Source organism: Okeania sp., assembly GCF_983059655.1.
On sequence record NZ_CEZPJD010000005.1, the window covers coordinates 1 to 20,108 of the forward strand.

Below are 20,108 nucleotides of genomic sequence, written 5' to 3' on the forward strand. Positions count from 1 at the left end.
AAATTATTGAACTTTCATTGTCATCCTGATGGAGGTTGTAGAAGTATCGAAGTTACATCCACAGGAGACATTTATATAGAAGGATGGGCAGCAGATATTAATACTGAAGAAAAAGTAGAAGAAGTAGCTGTTTTAGTAAATGGAATAAAAGTAAAAAGCTGTTTGCTAGAATACGAAAGTAAAACCAAAAAATATCAATGGTCATGTAGCATTAACAGCGAACATTTATCCCCAGATGACGTTATCTTGGTCAAAATTATTAATAATTTCTATTTAGAGCGAGTTGTTAATATTTCTCCAGTTAATTCTATTGTCTTATTACCACCAAATCATCTGTTACTCAGAATTAGTGGCAACTCCAGTGTTAAAGCCTTTCTTAGTTCATTCGATGACCTCAAATATACAGTAAAAAATTATCTGCAAAAAGCAGGATTTGATTTTCATCAATTTGAGAATATTCTAGATTTTGGCTGTGGAGTAGGGCGTTATTTAATGGCATTTAAACCAGAACTTTTGCCCAATCAAAAATTATTTGGCTGTGACGTTTTTCCTGAATGTGCTGAATGGTGTGAAGAAAATATCAAATTTGCCACAGTTAAACATAACAATATTCAACCTCCATTACCTTTTGAAAATAATCAGTTTGACCTAGTTAATGCTGTCTCAGTATTTACACATCTACGCTTAGATTTACAACATCTTTGGGCCTGGGATATTTATCGAGTATTACGCCCTGGTGGAATATTATTTATGACACTTCACGGACCTCAGTTTTTTCCGATAATTTATGATATTTTTCGCACTGGAAATACTCATCAAGCTGAAATGTATAGTATTGGAGAAGAAGGATTATTTTTGTATTTAGACCATCAAGGAGAAACAGACGGTCAAGGTCAACATACCGTTGCAGCAGTACATACACCAGCAGCTTATCAGGAAATATTTTCTATGTTCAAACATATTCAAAGATTTCCTCAAAGTACTATGGCAAATGGTCAGGATTTATATATTTTACAAAAGCCAATTTCTGGTGGTTTAGTTGCTCAACCTTTAATTAGGAAGAAAGAAGTTTTTATAAAGTCAGAAGTCAGAAGTCAGAAGTTAGAAGTTAATAATTTTGGCAAGAAGGAAGAAGTTGGAAATGCAAAGGAAGAAATAATAGGAAAAAAGATAGAAGTGGAAAAAATACTTATATCTGATAATGAAGAAACTAAAAATTTGTCGGATAAAATATTGTCTGATAGCCAAACAAAGAGGCAAGTAAAAACAGAAGTTGAGGAGCTACCTTTTTTTGATAGTGGAGAAACTTGGAAATTTGTGGAAAAAATTCTACCGGGTAGTCATAAGTGTCAGACTGAAGTTAAATTTCCAATTGAAGGTCAAAAAATATTTCGAGTTTATCCAAAAATAGAACCTATTGCTGCTTATTCCATAGAATGTGAAATTGAGATTGTTAAAAGTGAGGATGGAAAAACGTTAGTACAAAAAACTATTCCCTTGAATCATAATCATATATTTGGCAAAACTAATTATGCGGTAGTAGAAGTAGAAATTCCTCAGTATTCTGGAGAAGTAGTTGTTAGATTAAATGCTGTAATTACACACAGAAGATCCCTAGCAGCAGAACAGGAAGTAATGGTGTCTTGGAATTTTGCCAACTTTGCTTAACGTCAGGAGAAAAATTACATCAGGAAAAAAATCAAATGAAATTATATGCAGTAGTAGAAGTATAAATGCATCATAATTTTGGGGAAGTAGTTGTCAGATTGACTGCTGTAATTGCTGATTAATTATTAATTATTTAGTGTCTGGAAATTTTGCCAACTTTGCTTAACGTCAGGAGAAAAATTACATCAGGAAAAAAATCAAATGAAATTATATGCAGTAGTAGAAGTATAAATTCCTCGTTCGGTGCGATAATAACTTAATAACTCATAACTGATAGCTGACCACTGACCGCTGACCGCTGAATGCTGAATGCTGAATGCTTACAAAGGAGAAAAATTAGATGAAATCAACAGTTTTTATTATTACGGGAATGCACCGTTCGGGAACCTCTTTAACAGCTTCTTTATTTCAGAGTGTAGGGGTAAATATTGGAGAAAAATTAGTGGGGCCGGAATATGGAAATGTTAGGGGGCATTTTGAAGATATCGAATTTGTGGAACTGCAAAAAGGAATATTAGGTTCCCAAGGTTTGGATGATTTAGGCAGTAATGTAGAAATTACAGAAATTCCTGTGAAGAAACAATATTTAAAAGCAGCTAAACGATTAATAAAAAACCGTCAAGAAACTCAAGATATAGAAAAAAAAGCTAGAGCTGAAAAAAAATGGGGATGGAAAGACCCAAGAACAACTTTATTTTTAAACTTTTGGTTAGATTTATTACCAGATGCCAAGTTTATTTTTGTCTATCGTTCGCCGTGGCAAGTAGCAGACTCTCTTTATCGACGAGCTACGGATGAAAAATTATTGGAACAGCCAGAAATAGCAGTGAAAATGTGGCTGAATTTTAATGAAAGAATTTTAGATTTTTATCAGAATTTTTCTCAGCAATGTTTAATAGCAAAGGTTGATAGTATTGGTAAAAATCCTGAAGGTTTTATTCAAGCAGTTAACGATAAATTCGTACTAGACTTACCAACACCTCCCCCAGGAAATTTTGAAGAATCTTTATTAGTAAAGGATATTATTAAAACCAGTAAGCCTAGTCTGATAGAAAAATATTTCCCAGAAACGTTAGAGGTTTATCAACAACTAGAAAAAATTGGCTTAAGTGGGGATTCAGGAGGAGAATTAATCAAAAATATCCAGAATGATTGCCAATTCTGGGAATTTCAAGACTGGTTGAATATTCGAGGTTTAGAAAAACAAATTAATCTATTAGAAACAGATGTCAAAAAAAGGCAAGAATTTTTTAGAGAAGCACAGCAAAAAGTAGATAGTCTAGAAAAAGAACTGGGTGAAACTCAGCAACAACTTGATAGTAGAGAAATTAAGCTGAAAGAGTCTGCTAAAAAATTAGAAGCATTAGAAACAGAAATAGGAGAAACCCAAGCACTACTGGACGGCAAAGCAACAAAATTACAAGAATATCAAACCAAAGTTGCCACATTAGAGAGAAAATTAGGACAGACTCAAGCACAATTTGAAAGTGCCAAAACTAAACTAGATGATTCTCAAAAGAAAGTCATCAGATTAGAAATAACTCTAGGACAAACTCAAGCACAACTCAGTAACTCAGCAACAAGATTTCAAGAAGCTTTAGCCAAAATATTAAGTCTAGAAACAGAACTAGGTAAAACTTTAGTTCAACTTGACGGTACTCAGATCAAACTAACTGAATCTCAGAAAAAATTACTAGGACTGGAAACAGAATTCGGGCAAAATTTAGTCGAGCTAGATAGAAACAAAATTAAGTTACAAGAATCTCAGCAAAAAATAGGAATATTAGAAACAGAATTAGGTCAAACTCAACAACAACTAGATGGTAATTTAATTAAATTACAAGCATCTCAAACTAAACTTCAACAGTTAGAAACAGAATTCGGGCAAACTCAACAAAAATTAGATGGCACTCAAATAAAATTATCTGAGTCTCAAACCAAAATTCAACAGTTAGAAACAGAATTCGGACAAACTCAACAAAAATTAGACGCTACTCAAATAAAATTATCTGAGTCTCAAACCAAAATTCAACAGTTAGAAACAGATTTAGGGCAAACTCAACAAAAATTAGATGCTACTCAAATAAAATTGGGAGAATCTCAGAAAAAAATAGGAATATTAGAAACAGATTTAGGGCAAACTCAAAGCACCCTCGAACAGACTCAAGCTGAATTGGGAAAAACTCAAAGCACCCTCGAACAGACTCAAGCTGAATTGGGAAAAACTCAGACAATCTTGGGGCAAACTCAGACAATTTTGGGGCAAACTCAAGACCAATTAATAACCCAGCACTACGAAAATGAAACACTCAAGGCAGAAATTTCGGCTATGAAGTCTTCTAAGTTCTGGAAGTTGCGAGAAAAATGGTCTGGGTTAAAACGGAAATTGAGTAAGTTGCAAATGCGCCTCATTTTCTCTATCGACTCTCCTACTAATTGGAATTTTGCTAGTTCTCAAATAGAAATAGTAGGTTGGTGTTTTCGCAATGCTGGTCTGGATATCGAAGCTATTCGTGCGAGAGTGGGAGAAGAAATTTTTGCAGGCAATTACCATATTGAACGACTAGATGTCGCCCAAAAATTTCCAGATATTTCTACTGCGAAAAATTCTGGTTTCCAAATCTCCCTAAAATTGTCCCCAGGAAATTATCAACTGCAACTTGAAGCTCAGGATAGAAAAGGAAAGTGGCATAAATTTGCCTCCTATCCAATATCAGTATCTACAGTTGAGGCAAATTTTGATGCACCTACAAATTGGCAACAAAGAGAGGGGGTAATTTTATTTGCTGGTTGGTGTTGCCATCCAGAACAGAAAATCACAAAGTTAGTTCTCAAATGTGGGGATATTTCGGTGGACTGCGCTTATGGTTTGCGTCGAAAGGATGTGGGAGAAGTTTTTCCTGACCTAGTCGGAAGTTCAGATAGTGGGTTTGAAGCAACGGTGGAACTTCCAGTCGGAAAATGGCAAGTTAGTTTAGAAGCACATTTAGAAAATGGGGAAATAGTCGGTTTCCCTTGCTCGGAAGTTTTAAAACTAAGACGTTATAGTTTCTGGGAAAAAGCTAAGGATAAATTCGAGAAATTATCTAAGTTTGCCAAAGCTATTCGGAAACGGACTGCGGAAAGGAAGCAAAGGTTGGGTCGCATCATCCCCTTACCTTCAGAGTTACCTGGTATTGCCAGACAAATATTACAGATATATCGACAGCAACAATGGCAAGAAGGAGAATTATTAGCGCCTCCCGGATTTGTGGTGCCAGAAACTGTGGATGTTTATGATGCTTGGTTGGCGGTGAATAATTGGGGCGATCGCTCGGTTCAATATTTAATTTCTCGGTTAGAGGGTTGCCAGGTAACTTTACCTAAAATTTCTGTGGTTATGCCAGTTTATAACCCACCCGTGGAATTTTTAGACAAAGCAATCACCAGTGTACTAAACCAAGTGTACCAAAATTGGGAATTTTGTATAGCGGATGATTGTAGTAATTCAAATATTAGGGAATTTCTGACGGAAATAGCTGAGACGGACTCCCGGATTAAGTTAATATTCCGTTCTGAAAATGGAAATATTAGTGCTGCGACAAATTCTGCTGCTGAACTTGCCACGGGAGATTTTATCCTCTTTTTAGATAATGATGATGAACTTACTCCGGATGCTTTGGGAGAAGTGGCTTTATATTTAAGTCAAAATCCAGAAACAGATTTTCTCTATTCCGACGACGACAAAATTAATACAGAAGGCAAAAGATTCGACCCTCAATTTAAACCGGAATATTCTCCAGAGCTGTTACTTTCTTATATGTATATGGGTCATTTGTGCGTAGTTAGAAAAGAAATTTTTGAGAGAGTTGGAGGTTTAAGAATTGGTTTTGAAGGTTCTCAAGATTATGATTTTGCTTTAAGAGCAACGGAAATTTCTCGTGAGGTTGGGCATTTACCTTTAGTGTTATATCATTGGCGAACTTCTCCAGGTTCCACTGCTATTTCTGGTGGGGAAAAACCGAAAAGTTTTCTAGCAGGTAAAACAGCAGTTCAAGAAAGTTTAAAACGTCGTGGTGTGAAGGGAGATATTTATCAACCAGATTGGGCATTGCGAGAAAAGTTAGGAATTTTTCAGGCTACTTTTCCCGACAAAGGTGGTTCGGTGAGTATTATTATTCCGACTAAAAATCAATTCAAGTTATTGAAGTCTTGCATTGAATCTTTGAAAAAGACAACTTACCAGAATTATCAAATATTTGTGATTAATAATGAAAGTGATGAGTCTGAGACTTTAGAATATTTGGCAAGTTTGAATAGTTCGTTTTCTGGGTCGGCAAATATATCGGTTATTTCTATTCCTAACAGTGGAGGTAAGTTTAATTTTTCGGCAATTAATAATCGTGCTGTAGAACAAGTAAATAGTGAATATATTCTATTTTTAAATAACGACACAGAAATAATTTCTCCCCATTGGTTAAGTCAAATGATTGGTTATGCACAATTTCCTGGTGTTGGATCGGTAGGTGCTAAATTAATTTATCCCGATAAAAGGATTCAACACGCAGGTGTAATTCATGGTTTACATCATGGTTTAGCTGGTCATGCTTTTAAGTTATTACATAGTGAAAATAGGGGTTATCTTTCTCAAGCTTCTGTGTCAAGAAATTATTCGGCAGTAACTGCTGCTTGTATGCTAACTCCCCGGCAATTATTTTTAGATTTGGGTGGTTTTGATGAGTCAAATTTTGCCGTTGCTTATAATGATGCTGATTATGGTTATCGACTTTTAGAAAAAGGTTATCGTTCGGTTTATTGTCCTGATGCTGAATTAATTCATAAGGAAGGAACAAGTCGCGGTTATTCTGATAATCCCCAGGAAGAAACAAATTATCGTCAGAAATATTCTCAGATGATAGATAGGTTTTATAGTCCTCATTTTTCTCTGGAAAGTGAGTTATTTGAAATTCAACCAAGGCGATATTTTATTAAAAGTCAAAAGTCAAAAGTCAAAAGTCAAAAATTAGAAAGTCAACAGCTTTCAAGTCAAAAGTCAGAAGTCAAAAGTCAAAAATTAGGAGCTATAAATCAGGAGTCAGGAGCCAGGAGTCAGGAGTCAGAATCTAATAATTCTCAGAATGAATCAGAGTTAAATACTCAAGCAATTAACTCCCTGTTCCCTGTTCCCTGTTCCCTGTTCCCTCCTAATCTCAGAATTAAATTATTGATGTGTAGTAATTCCTTAGACCTGACTGGTGCGCCACTTCATCAATTAGAAATTGCCCTGAAATTGGCAGATGATGGAATTGTTGAACCAATAATTTTTTCTGTGAATGATGGAGAATTGAGAGAAATTTATCAACAACATAATATTCAGGTAGTTGTTCTAGATAATCCACTAGAACATATTTATCAAAGAAATATTTATGATGAAGCTTTAGCTAGTTTTGCCAAAGAAATAAAAGCACTAAATATTGATGTTATGTATGTCAATACTTTAGAAAACTTTTTCATGGTAGATGTCGCTCAGATATTAAATATTCCCAGTGTCTGGAATGTACATGAAAGTGAACCTTGGCAAACTTATTTTAATCGGTTTGGCACAGAGATAGCTGCTAGAGCATTAGAATGTTTCCGCTATCCTTATCGAATAATTTTTGTGGCAGATGCTACTCGAAATAGATACTTACCTTTGAATAGTCATCACAATTTTACTGTGGTACATAATGGCTTAGATTTAAAGTTATTAAAATCCGCAGCTCAGAAATGGTCAAAACAATCAGCAAGATCAGCTTTAGAAATAAAAAATGATGAAATTGTCATTCTATTATTAGGTACTGTTTGTGAAAGGAAAGGTCAACAAGATTTAGTAAAAGCCTTATCATTTATTCCAGAAGCAGAAAGTAAAAAAATCAAATGTTTTTTAGTAGGCGATCGCCCAAATCTTTACAGTTTAAAATTACACGAATTTTTGACTGAATTACCAGAAGAAATTCAACAGCGAGTAGAAATAGTAAAAGAAACTCCAGAAACAGCAAAATATTATCAAGCAGCAGATATATTTGTTTGTACTTCTCGCGTAGAGAGTTTTCCCAGAGTCATATTAGAAGCAATGGCTTATAATTTACCCATAGTTACTACTCCAGTATTTGGCATTGTTGAACAAGTCAAACCAAATATTAACGGTTTATTCTATACTCCCGATAACCCAGAAGAATTAGCAAATATTTTGACATCTTTGTTGATAGATGAAGCATTGCGTAATCGACTCGCAGGTAATTCTAAATATGTACTGGAGTCATTAAATACCTTTGCAGAAATGACAGAAACTTATGGTCAAATCTTCCGCGAAGCATACTTTTCTTTAGACAAATTAGCACACAAGGATTATGGCACATATGTACGAATTAATTAGTGGGTTTAATTTTACTAATAATTTCCAACCTAGAGTTATATGAAAAGAAATGACTTATAGTTTACCCATAATTACTACTCCAGTATTTTGCATTGTTGAACAGGTAAAACCAAATATCAACGGTTTATTCTAAACTCCCGATAACCCAAAAGAATTAGCAAATGTTTTGACATATTTGTTTATAGATAAAGCATTGTGTCATCGACTTGCAGGTAATTTAAATATGTACTGGAAGTCATTAAATACTTTTGCAGAAATGACAGAAACTTATGGTCAAATATTTCGCGAAGCATACTTTTCTTTAGACAAATTAGCACACAGGGATTATGGCACAGATCTACGGATTAATTAATAGGTTTAATGTTACTAATAATTTCCAACCTTAGACTATCCTATTTATGATATTGAATTAGTTTTTTAGGATTGGTTGCTCATCCCCTCCTAAATGTAAAAAAAAGTCCTAATACTGGGTGCTATTTAAAGTATGAAAAATTGGTCTTAAAATCGGAACTTCTGAAAATAAAGTAAGCATTTCCTGCGGACTGCTGCGCAAACAGCTATTAGCTGTCAGCTCTCAGCAAAAAAAGTGGGTTTAAATGAATATAGACTTTAACTTTAAAGCTAGCTTTTGTAGTAATATTTAATTCTGACTCAATTAGTAAAGCTTTTATTTAAAACTAAAAGCAATAGCTGAATGCTGAATGCTGACTGCTGAATGCTTACAAAATTAATAATGTTTAATCTAGATTTTCCTAAAAGCACAGAAATAGATTACTTAACTAAATTTTCTGGTTGGTATATTTCTGAAAATAATCTCAATGTTCAACTAAGTATATATCTAAATGGAAAACCTTATGCCTCTCTTTTACATGGTGGATATCGACCGGATGTAGCTGCTGCTTTTCCAGAAAAAAAATATGCTAGTCATAGTGGTTTTAGAGGCGAACTTTTACTACCAAAAAATATCAGACCAGAGACAGATATAAAAATAGAAATATTTGCTGATGGAAGAGAAAAAATATTATTATTTAAAAATCAATTTAAGATTATTGGCAATATTCCTAACCAACCTCAACGGCAGAGAATTTTCAACCTAGAAAAACTATTAATTTGCCCCCAATGTGGAAACATAGCTGCACCATGTAATAAACAAAATTGCCCTGTATGGGTAAGAAGAAATACTCCTCATATTTTACAACCAGGATATTTACCATTTATTAAACTCACAGAAACAGAAACTACCCATCCCTACTCAGAAGGAATTTTAACAGTATTAAATAAAATTGGAGAAAATGGAATAGTTTTAGATTTTGGCGCAGGTAACACCCAAAAAGAATATTTAAAACCAAATATTTGTTACTTAGATGTACAGCAATATCAATATACAGATGTCGTCTGCTCTACATTAAAATTACCATTTCCAGATAACTGCTTTGATGGCATAATTAGTCATGCAGTTTTTGAACATTTACCTAATCCATTTTTTACTGCAAAAGAACTTTATCGCATCTTAAAACCAGGAAGTTTAATATTTATTGATACTGCATTTTTGCAACCACTTCATGCTGACCCCAGCCATTATTTTAATATGACAATTCATGGTTTACGGCAAATTTTGTCAGACTTTGAAGAAATCAATAGTGGTATTTTTCCTCATCATTATCCATCTTATAGTATGATGATGTTGATTCAAACTATCTGGCCTTATATTCAACAACAAGAATGGCAGGAACGTTTAGAAGATTGGCACGCTTTTTTAGTACAAGAAGGTGATAATTTAGATATGGTATTAGGGGAAAAAGGCAGAGAAGTTTTGGCAGCAGGAGTATTTTTCGAGGGTAGAAAAACACAAAATTGATTGTTGAAAATTGCTAAATTGTAAATAAACATTTCCTGTAGAATTCTGCACAAACAGTATTCCGCCGTCAGCACTTCAAATGTCTTATAGACGTTTATAAAGTTAATTTTAAACTAATAAATTCTATAGATAAAGCAATCAATCACTACTAACATAAAGTAAAACTAGGCTATGAATCTTGAAGTATATCAGAGGCGGTCGCCGAAGAGTCTAACTGTTTGGAAGGAGAAGTTGAAAAAAATATATAAACAGAAAAACATTACAGTTTTAATCATCAAAACTACACATATTTATCTTGCGGTCAGTGCGTTGAGCACCTGAAAAATTGGATGAATTTTTTTTCAAAAGAACCAATTACCCACATTCTGCACTTCATGATGTAACATGAAAAGATACATGAATAATCATCAGAATTTTAGCCAACAAATTAATAGATAGAATATAAAAAAGTGAGTGGCACGACTATTGTTGATGAACTAGGGAGTTGTGTTGACAGCAGAAAACACGAGAGCAACTACACTCCCTTTGAGAGCATCAATCAATTTTATCAATTCAGGTAGTGCGATCGCTGATCATCAAAATCACAGATAATATTTTTGACAAGAGGAGGGTAAAACTCTAAAATTAAACTCCTTTCTTCTGTGAGATTAACAACTTTTTGGGATTGATTTATTGTTAACAAATGCACCCCTTGAAAGCATTGAAATATCCATCTTAATTTCGGAGTATTTTTCAGCTTTCCTAACTAATTTTTTACTCCATTATTGCTTCTTTTAAAAGTATTTCTCAGCTATCTTTGGCCGAGATTATATACTAATAAACACAGTGACATAACAAATAATATTGTTTCTACTCTTTGAGGTTTTTCCACAAAAAAACTATCTGCAAAGAATTGTGGGTATGCTCAGGAATCTAAAGCCACTCTCACAACTTTGTTGGTTTTTATAGTTCCAAAGTATTTCAGTAGCTCGTATTTCTGAAGATGACTCAATATTTGTAGCTAAAATAAATCTGCCTGACACTAAAGTTCTTCTTTCTATCCCCAAGACTCTTGGTTGAATTTCTATTTGATGATGATAGACTATAGACTGTTTATTCAATATTTTTTCCTTAATTTCTAAAGATTCCACACTCCATAATTTTAGTTTTTTGTTGATGGATTTTAAGTAATTTTGAGCCTGGGTAATTAGATCAAATAATCTACCTAGAAGCAATGAAAACTTGGAACTCACAACCCAAGGGTAATATCAGGGATGGGAAAGTTCTCGATACTCTTGATAATTTGTATTTTTTCGGGAGTTTGGGTGAGGGCTAAGTTAGGGTTTGCTGAATAATTCTGATGGTGATGATAGGCAACAGGGAATAGCTCCGGAAGGCAACAGTCTAGACTATCTGCTACGGCCAAATTTTCGGCATTATCAGGGAAAAATATGAGCATTTTGAGACCAAAAGAGCCAAAAACCTTGCACTTTTTCAGCAATATTTAACTCTTGAAGCCTGAGCTGGTATTGATTACAATTTTATTCAGCAAGCCCTAAGTTATTCAAACTCTTCAAAAAGTCTTGCCATGGCACAATTAACCCATAGCACAAGCGGGCAGATAATTAACTTAAAAGTTATTCTAATACTTATATAGAGATAGTTTCAGTCTAAGTTCGACTATCTCACTATTCTCCCTCGATAAGTTTTCGGCCCGCTGTAATTAGTCTAAACTCCAGTTTGAAGCCATAATTTATAAATGATTATATCGACCTTAACTTAATCAAGAAAAAAAACTGATATTAACCCTAGAAGTAAGTAGGTAGGCACGAAAAAAACTAACTATGTAACAAAAAGTAAAGTAGCTTTTAAACCTCTTCCCTTCTGCCTTCATCTAACAGTAAATTTTAACGCCTACCTACTTATACCAAAAATCAACAGAATACTTTCAACCTTATCACCAGAAACTAAATAAATATATGGAAATCAAGTTCAACAAAAACATCAACCATTCAATCAACTATCAAAAGCCACACTTTCTAATAATTGGCGCTCAGAAATGTGGTACTAATTCCTTATATAAATATTTAGTACAACATTCTTTAATTGCAGCATCTTTACAACATGAAATTCATTACTTTGACTTAAACTTTGATAAGGATTTGAAATGGTATCAATCTCAATTTCCCGAATTACAGCCAGGAATAATTACAGGAGAATCAAGTCCTTACTATTTATTTCATCCTCTCGTACCCCAACGAATTTTTGACATATATCCTCAGATGAAATTAATTATTTTGTTGAGAAACCCAGCAGAAAGAGCAATTTCTCATTATTATCATGAAGTTAGATTAGGAACTGAAAAATTAACTTTAAAAGAAGCGATCGCTACCGAACAAAATCGCCTAAAAGGAGAAGTTGAAAAAATCATTCAAACAGGAACATATTACAGTTTTAACCATCAACATTATACATATCTAGCAAGAGGCAAATATATTGAACAACTGCAAAATTGGATGAATATTTTTCCTAAAGAACAATTTTTTATTCTCCTTAGTGAAGACTTATTTAGCCACCCACGAAAAACAATGAACAAAATATTCCAATTTTTAGAACTACCTGCCCATTACTCAGAAGAATATCTTCCATATAACTCTGGTAATTACTCGCAACCTAATGACGAAATATATCAGCAGTTAATTCAATATTTTCAATCTGATAATCAAAAGCTAGCCGAATTTCTCAATATTGATTTAAATTGGGAATAATAGCAATTAACTAGCGATCTGTATTTTCCGTACCGGAATGTTTTGTAAACAAAACTTAGCTTTCAGGTAAGCATTCAGCCGTCAGCCATCAGCTATCAGCTATTGCTTTTAATTTAGGAGAAAAGTTTTATTAATTGTCTTACTACAAAAGTTTGCTCCCTTGCCCTTAAAGTCAGTTGTTAATTTAAACACTGCCCTATATTAAGAGAGTCTTATTGCTAATAGCTGACAGCTAATAGCTGTTTGCGCAGCATTCCGCAGGAAATGCTTACGCTTTCAGCACGCTAAAAGCTTGGGTTTAAATCCATAATACCAAATTGATAAATGTTTACTACAAATAGCGTAAGATATTTCTTGGAATTCAGGCAGGGGAGCTGTCGAATTGGCGATGTACAGAATGAATTGCTTCTTAAATACCATTTTTTACTCGGAAGTTCTCTTTTTGCTCAAAGAGACACTTCTTTTAAATTCTCTTAATCAAACCTATTATTCATAACACTCTTTTTTAAAATTGGTATAAGTTGTTTATTTCTATTCTTTATTCTCAGATTCGATGTTTTCTAAAAGCATAAAAATTTGTATTTTATCAACTTGAAAAATGCTGTAAGATTAACTAAAAAACTCACAAATAAACAAAATATAATGACTATTGATTACGAAAATGCCTGGGAAGAATATGCTAAAAAATGGCACGAAGATTATCCTGAATTAACTCATGTAGGTGACGAATGGATAGGTAAAGCAGCAGGGGCAGCCAACTCATTAGCAGAATACGAAAAATTAATTGAACAAAAATTTATAGCACCATATATCAATGAAAAACACACAGTACTAGAAATAGGTATTGGTGGAGGACGTACCGCAGAATTGTTACTTAAATATTGCCAAAAATTAATATGTGCCGATATTTCCAATTCTATGTTAAATGCAACTAAAAATAGACTCGGTGAAACCAGAGTAAAATATCTCAAACTTGATGGAATAACATTAAATATAATTGACTCAAAAACAGCAGATGTTTGTTTTTGTTACGACACAATGGTGCATTTAGAACCCAGAGATATTTTTAACTACCTAACCCAAATTCCTGCTAAATTACAAGGAGAAAAAATTTGCATATTTCATCACACAAATACTCTCAGCAATCTAGGTTGGCAAAGATTTCTCAAAGATTGGGATAAAAATCTTATGGGAAAACGAAACGGTACCGCTCACTCAGTAATGACTAATGAAATAATGGAGAAATTTCTATCCCATCTCAAATACAAAATTATCCACAAAGATACTGACTCAGTTCCTAGAGATTGTGTTTGGATATGTCAAGCACCAGACATTATTTAGGGTTTGCTGAAAAAGTATTTTTAAGGAGTAAAGGAGTGAGTGAGGAAGTAGAGAGTAGTTAGGAGTAACGGAGAATAGAATTTAATTAGGAGGTAGTTGGATATATTATGTCAAAGTGATTTTTCTGCAATTTTTCTGTCTTTTATGCTAACTTTTTGAAGGTTAAGGAACGAGTTGGTGTTTGACATAGATTGATGATGAACCTTAGATAGAAAAATACTTTTCTCACTGTTCCCTATTCCCTATTCCCTGCTATACAATTTAGAACTTATGAAATATCTATTCTTGCACCCAAACTTTCCTGCCCAATATCGTCATATTATTACCGCTTTAGGAGCAAATCCTAATAATCAAGTTGTATTTGGCACAAAAAACGAACGCCCAGAGTGGAAAATACCAGGAGTTTACAAAGCATTATTCAAACCAAGTCGCGAACCCCGTCCAGAAACCCATCACTACGTTCGTCCCCTAGAAAGTGCAGTAATTTATGGACAAGCCGTATTTAGAACCGCAGAACAACTAAAAGCTCAGGGGTTTGTGCCAGATGTTATCTGTGGCCATTCTGGCTGGGGACCGACTTTATTTGTCAAAGAAGCATTTCCTAACACTCCACTTCTTTGCTACTTTGAATGGTTTTATCATTCTCATGGCTCTGATGCTGACTTCGACCCCGCAGAACCCTTGACAGTAGATGATATGGCCAGAATAAGAGTAAAAAATGCTCCCATACTAATAGATTTGTACACCTGTGATTGGGGATTATCCCCCACATATTGGCAGCGGTCGCAATTTCCCACAGAACTCCAAAACAAACTATCTGTACTTCATGATGGGGTAGATACAGACTATTTCAAACCAAACCCAGGGGCAAAATTAGTACTGCCTAATTTAGACCTGTCCGGTGTTGATGAACTTGTGACCTATGTAGCACGAGGTATGGAACCTTATCGGGGCTTCCCAGAATTTATAGAAGCGATCGCCTATCTTCAAGAAAGAAGGCCCAACTGCCATGTAGTAATAGTAGGTTCTGAAAGAGTCTGCTACGGTAAATCCTTACCCAATGGTAAAACTTACAAACAAGAAATGTTAGAAAAAATCCCCTTGGACTTATCACGAGTTCACTTCGTTGGTTCATTGCCCTATGGTTTATACTTAAAAGTTATTCAAGCATCTGATGTTCATGTATATTTGACAAGACCTTTTGTTCTTTCATGGTCTATGATTGAGTCTCTATCCACTGGTTGTTTAATTGTAGGCTCAGATACACCTCCTGTGAGGGAAGTTATTCAAGATGGTGAAAATGGCCTATTAGTAGACTTCTTCTCCCCCAAACAAATAGCTGACCGCATCGACGAAGTGTTGGATCACCCAACTCGCATGGCAGAAATCCGAGTTAAAGCCCGCCAAACAGCTTTAGAGAGATATGCTCTTTCCAACTTATTAGTAAAACATTTGGAACTAATTCATAAAGTTGCTAACCGCACCTTACAACTAGAAGATTTAGGTATGGAAAAAAAACAACCTCTAACCTCATATCAACTCTAGATTACGTTAAAAATCAACCATACTATATGGGAACCTAAGATTGACTATCCACGTCCTCCGGTAATGTTAAGACTATAATCAATCATTAAAAGAATATACTGTCTTAGTATAAATACTTGATTGTACTGAAAAGTCAATAATGGTACATCCAAAGGCAGATAGTAGGCCAAATTCTGGCTGATAATTTTTGTAGTAAAAAGGCTAGACTTATTCCAGATAAACAGGTTAAACTACAGCCGAATATAAAATTACTGGTGTTTGTTAGTAGTTTAGTCAAACCAAACAATTGTCCATATTTTAGATATAAACGATGTAGAGGAGTGAAACGGTATGGTGACACTAACTGATGGAGACGATCGCTTCGATCAGGAGGATTCTGGAAATATAGCACCTGATACAATTAATGCTATTGGTGGAGACGACCTGATATTTACTTCTACCTTAGGTGGTAGTCTAGCTACAGGTGGACAAGGAAACGATACATTAGTATCTAGGGGTCCTTCTGGTATTAACAACTCTGGTCAACCTGATACTCTCGAAGGTGGCCCGGGAAGTGACTCCCTAGAATTCCAGGCTGCTGCTGGTTTTGGATTTGGAGATGCAGACGATGACACCTTAGTCGCTGTTTCCCGTACAAGTCTTTATGGAGGTCAGGGAGATGACTTTCTCCGTGGTCTGATTGGAGATAACTGGTACTCTGCCAATCAAGGTAATGATATCCTACTTATAGGCACAAGAGATAGTATTTATGGTGGCAGAGACAGTGATACAATTAGTTCCTTGACTCCCGAAAATATTGATTTTGATGCCTTACCTACACTTGCAGGTGACACTGGTCTAGGCCAGAACTTTATTTCTGCAAACCGACAAGAAGATTTAGTTGTTGCTTTTGGCGATCGCGATACTATCTACGGCGGTAGAGATAATGACACATTATATTCTTTGGGTAGCCAAGTCCGTATAAGTGGAGATCGTGGCAATGATACAATAGTTCAGCTAAATCAGGAATCTGTAGGTACTCCTGTTAATAGCACAGCTATAGCTTTAACTGCAATAGATAGGTCTACTCTACTAGGTGGTGAAGGTAGTGACTTTATTCAAGGTGCAGTAGGGCCATTCGGTGATGGTAGAAATTCTTTAGATGGTGGAGCTGGCAACGATACTATCAGTGGCCAGGCTTCAAGAGATACTTTGGTTGGTGGTGGAGGTAATGACTTCATTACTACTGGTTTGCTCGAAGAAAACGAAGATAAATTTAACCCTAATGGTATACCAGTTAACACTCCTGGCTTTTCTGGTCAAAACAGACTAGATGGTGGTGCCGGTGATGATACCTTAGCATCAGGCTTTTTATCAGATACTATGATTGGCGGTCTGGGAAATGATTGTCTCAGCGGTATCTTTAGTCGTGTGGATGGGGGCGAGGGTAACGATACCATTGATGCAACAAGTATTAGTACTGATGCTTCGGGTGGTGGCAGTATTGAAGTTACTCTGATTGGTAGTTCAGGTAATGATATCCTTTTGGGTAGTACCAACGCTGGTGTCACAAACTTCTTTAATGGTGGTACAGGTAATGACTTTATTCAGTTTGGTGGAACAAACGACCAGTTAATTGGTAATACACAAGGTAACGATACAGTCATAGCATTTCAGGATGGAGGTACATCACCATCATTTACAATAGAAGATACTCAAGGTAGTAATACTTTAAGTGGTGCTGATGGAGCAGACACCTTAATTACTGGAGCAGGTGATGATTCGATTGTGGGTGGTAGTGCAGATGATGAAGGAGGAGATAATATTAATGCTGGTGCAGGGGATGATGTAATATTTGGCCGTGGAGGAAGAGATACTATTGTTGGTGGTGCAGGTGATGACTATATTGCACCTGGCCTTGCTACAGGAGACTCCTTAATTGGCGGTCAAGGTAACGATAGTTTTGCTTATTTTACTATTACCGAGGACAGCAAAGCTACTGTTATCGTAGACTTCGATCCTGCTGATGACCGAATAATTCTAGACTTGAGTGGATTTGGTTTGCAAAATTCAAGCAAAAACTCAATTATTGGCCTTAATGATTTTGCTGCTGTTGCTGCAGGTGATAACTATGAAGATAGCTTTGCTCGAACTACCGGTCCTACTATTATCTATGAACGAAACCCAGTACGAAATCCTAGCGCTCCAGCAGACGAGCAAGAACTAGCTGGTTCAGGTTTATTAAAGTACGATCCTAACGGTAATCTAGAAAATGATGATAGTAATCCTATTGTTACCATTGCTCGTCTCAATGGTACTCCTAATCTACTTCAATCTGACATCTTTATTATCTAATATTATCTATTAGCATTAAGTAAAATTATGAGGCTGTGATTTATTTTTAATCACTCCTCATTTTTTTTCTGAATTAGTTTCTGTTTTAACTTCTTCTTCTACTTGATTTTTATCTTCACTTTGAATTTTTTCGTTAACCGGAGCTTGCTCTTGAAGCAATTTTATTTGATTATCAATTAAACTCAAAAATGTAGTGCCAAAATGCTGAATTTCTAGAAAACTTGCATCAGCAGCAGCAGGTTTATAAATTTTAAAAGTACGCATAATTCCTAAAGTAGCAGCACTTTCTAACGGACCAATAAAGCTGGTATCTCGGTCCAAAAAATAAGGTTTACTAGCCCACTCTTTCATTTGTTCGGCATTCAAAAAATAGCAACCAGAATGGGGATTAAGAGTTCGATGAAAGGCAATTACCTTTTCCATAATTTTTCCCTTAAGCTGATATTGCTCTCGAATATTTTGAAATTTAGCTGTTATTTCTGGTTTTAAATCTCCATCTATATAAGCTTTGGGAACAGCTCCTAAAGGAGAAATTTCATAACGATTTGGTTGAAGTAAATTACCATTTCCTGTGTGGTGATTAAACCAATTTAATTTCACAAATAGCCATGGGTCATGTAGTATTAAATCATCTTCTAAGTAACAATAATAATCATATTTCCCAAGACTTGATTTCATTACTTCCTGACATTCAAAACCCAGTAACATCGGTTCTACGTTAGTACTGTGGTGCATCAGAAAATCTGAGGGCAAAGGAATTTGAGATAATAAATGAAAACCTTTTGTGGTACAAACAATAATATCAATATCATGGCCATGATTTTTATTGGCTGGAATTGCTTGATGTCTACTAATATCAATGATGTACTGAGATTTAGCATATAAGGCACGTAATGCAGTTAAACAGGTAGTTAATGCTATGCGGCGTGTTTGCGGGTCTTTTCGTAAAGATCCATGTTTTCCGCTACCTTCAGGGTTAAAGAAATGAGCAATTGTAAATAATATTCGCATTTTTATTTAGATTAGGGAGTAGGGAGTAGGGAGTAGGGAGTAGGGAGTAGGGAGTAGGGAGTAGGGAACAGGGAATAGGGAACAGGGAATAGCAAACTGTAAAAGAGTTTTAGGATAAATGTCCTAACAAATTTTTGTAGCGCTATAGATTAAGGAATAGGGAGTAGGGAGTAGGAAAATCTACTAATACTAACTTTTTTGGCAGCTCAACTGCTTATTCAAAAATCATAGGTCAATTTTTTGTCTGTTAAATAGTTCTGGAACATTATATTTTTAATAGTTTAATTTTTTTAGGAAACCATAGACTAATAAAATATGTTAGTTTTTTTTGATAACTAACATAATTTAGACAATTACACTTGTGACAATTGCTGTATTTAATTCTATAGCATAAATGAATTTAGTTTGCTTCTCTGTAGGAGTATAAATATAGCAATTCTATTTAAGTTTTAATATTTTGCTGGTAAGGGAGCCGTCGGATTGGCTATGTACAGAATTTTAAAGGTTTTCAGTTCAAATTAACTAGCTATCAGTTATTAGCTAGCCTCCTGCGGAGGAACTACGTTAACAGCTAGAGCGCCTCAAAAGGCAGTGCGACCGATAATGGTATCTAGCAAGCGGAGTATTCCGGACCGAAACGCTTTTTAACTATTATAAAAATTGTCACAACCAATGCGCGGATTGCTATAGGTTTAATATCATGTCCGCACTTTATTGTTTGTGTAAACCAAAGGGTAAATATATACAGGAAATTTCAGTTTTTTCCAGCTTTTAAACCTTCTTCCTTTTTCTTTATTTCTTACCCTTACTTTACAATACCGATGCTACCAGACTTGATATAATATCTCAACTAAATCTTATGTTCCATAGTCTTTAATTAGCTAGAAATAGAAACTTTACTTACTTTGGATTCTTCATTCTGTATACTGTTTTCTGTCTCCTAGCTCCTTCAAAAAGGATACTTCAATTTTTTAATCATCAAATAATTCTGGAACACGATTTTTTAACTCTTTATTTAAACGTGGTAATTCATCTCGCATTTGCAGATACCAATCCCGATGTTGACGATAATGTTGATAAAGTAAACGATTATTTTTTACCCAATCATAAGCGTTAATTGCTATTTTTTTTCTGAAATTTTCATCAGTTATTAGTTGTCTAAATTTTCTAGCAAAATCTGAAACAGAATGATAAATTAAACCAGTTTTAC

At 34.9% G+C, this 20,108-nt stretch carries 12 protein-coding genes; 8 read left to right on the forward strand and 4 right to left on the reverse strand.

Annotated elements, in window-relative coordinates; translation table 11 throughout:
- From AC3DU7_RS00910 to AC3DU7_RS00925, 4 genes are all read left to right on the forward strand, one after another.
- Positions 1-1,668: class I SAM-dependent methyltransferase (locus tag AC3DU7_RS00910; protein ID WP_488037489.1), on the forward strand; the 1,668-nt coding region annotated here is incomplete at its 5' end.
- Between the two features lie 340 nt (positions 1,669-2,008).
- Positions 2,009-8,062 (forward strand): glycosyltransferase, encoded by a 6,054-nt coding sequence (locus AC3DU7_RS00915; protein ID WP_488037490.1) that lies wholly within the window; start codon positions 2,009-2,011, stop codon positions 8,060-8,062.
- Between the two features lie 166 nt (positions 8,063-8,228).
- Positions 8,229-8,414, forward strand: a complete 186-nt coding sequence (locus AC3DU7_RS00920) for a hypothetical protein (RefSeq protein WP_488037491.1) — start codon at positions 8,229-8,231, stop codon at positions 8,412-8,414.
- 381 nt (positions 8,415-8,795) lie between these two features.
- A complete protein-coding gene (locus AC3DU7_RS00925) occupies positions 8,796-9,920 on the forward strand; it encodes a class I SAM-dependent methyltransferase (RefSeq protein ID WP_488037492.1) in 1,125 nt (374 codons plus the stop codon).
- Between the two features lie 878 nt (positions 9,921-10,798).
- Here the strand turns inward: AC3DU7_RS00925 and AC3DU7_RS00930 are convergent.
- A complete protein-coding gene (locus AC3DU7_RS00930; protein ID WP_488037493.1) occupies positions 10,799-11,020 on the reverse strand; it encodes a hypothetical protein in 222 nt (73 codons plus the stop codon).
- 128 nt (positions 11,021-11,148) lie between these two features.
- Entirely contained in the window at positions 11,149-11,358 is a 210-nt protein-coding gene (locus AC3DU7_RS00935; protein ID WP_488037494.1) for a hypothetical protein, read from the reverse strand.
- Positions 11,359-11,878: 520 nt separating this feature from the next.
- On the opposite strand from AC3DU7_RS00935, the gene AC3DU7_RS00940 reads away from it, so the two are divergent.
- The 4 genes from AC3DU7_RS00940 to AC3DU7_RS00955 all read left to right on the forward strand — a co-directional run bounded on the left by AC3DU7_RS00940 (position 11,879) and on the right by AC3DU7_RS00955 (position 17,887).
- A complete protein-coding gene (locus AC3DU7_RS00940) occupies positions 11,879-12,667 on the forward strand; it encodes a sulfotransferase domain-containing protein (RefSeq protein ID WP_488037495.1) in 789 nt (262 codons plus the stop codon).
- Positions 12,668-13,309: 642 nt separating this feature from the next.
- A complete protein-coding gene (locus AC3DU7_RS00945) occupies positions 13,310-14,008 on the forward strand; it encodes a class I SAM-dependent methyltransferase (protein ID WP_488037496.1) in 699 nt (232 codons plus the stop codon).
- A gap of 270 nt (positions 14,009-14,278) precedes the next feature.
- Positions 14,279-15,553 carry a glycosyltransferase family 4 protein gene (locus AC3DU7_RS00950; RefSeq protein ID WP_488037497.1) on the forward strand — a complete coding sequence of 425 codons (1,275 nt, stop codon included), beginning with the start codon at positions 14,279-14,281 and terminating at the stop codon, positions 15,551-15,553.
- 330 nt (positions 15,554-15,883) lie between these two features.
- A complete protein-coding gene (locus tag AC3DU7_RS00955; RefSeq protein ID WP_488037498.1) occupies positions 15,884-17,887 on the forward strand; it encodes a hypothetical protein in 2,004 nt (667 codons plus the stop codon).
- Between the two features lie 57 nt (positions 17,888-17,944).
- On the opposite strand, the gene AC3DU7_RS00960 is transcribed toward AC3DU7_RS00955, so the two are convergent.
- Complete coding sequence (locus AC3DU7_RS00960; RefSeq protein ID WP_488037499.1) at positions 17,945-18,898, reverse strand: calcium-binding protein; 954 nt, start codon at positions 18,896-18,898, stop codon at positions 17,945-17,947.
- 971 nt (positions 18,899-19,869) lie between these two features.
- On the reverse strand, positions 19,870-20,108 hold a 239-nt coding region (locus AC3DU7_RS00965; protein WP_488037500.1), incomplete at its 5' end, for a glycosyltransferase.

Bases quoted from the DNA above. Each gene is read 5' to 3' on its own strand.
- AC3DU7_RS00955 (WP_488037498.1), top strand. From the start codon at position 15,884: ATGGTGACACTAACTGATGGAGACGATCGCTTCGATCAGGAGGATTCT.
- AC3DU7_RS00935 (WP_488037494.1), bottom strand. From the start codon at position 11,358: ATGCTCATATTTTTCCCTGATAATGCCGAAAATTTGGCCGTAGCAGAT.
- AC3DU7_RS00915 (WP_488037490.1), top strand. From the start codon at position 2,009: ATGAAATCAACAGTTTTTATTATTACGGGAATGCACCGTTCGGGAACC.
- AC3DU7_RS00925 (WP_488037492.1), top strand. From the start codon at position 8,796: ATGTTTAATCTAGATTTTCCTAAAAGCACAGAAATAGATTACTTAACT.
- AC3DU7_RS00940 (WP_488037495.1), top strand. From the start codon at position 11,879: ATGGAAATCAAGTTCAACAAAAACATCAACCATTCAATCAACTATCAA.
- AC3DU7_RS00960 (WP_488037499.1), bottom strand. From the start codon at position 18,898: ATGCGAATATTATTTACAATTGCTCATTTCTTTAACCCTGAAGGTAGC.
- AC3DU7_RS00945 (WP_488037496.1), top strand. From the start codon at position 13,310: ATGACTATTGATTACGAAAATGCCTGGGAAGAATATGCTAAAAAATGG.
- AC3DU7_RS00950 (WP_488037497.1), top strand. From the start codon at position 14,279: ATGAAATATCTATTCTTGCACCCAAACTTTCCTGCCCAATATCGTCAT.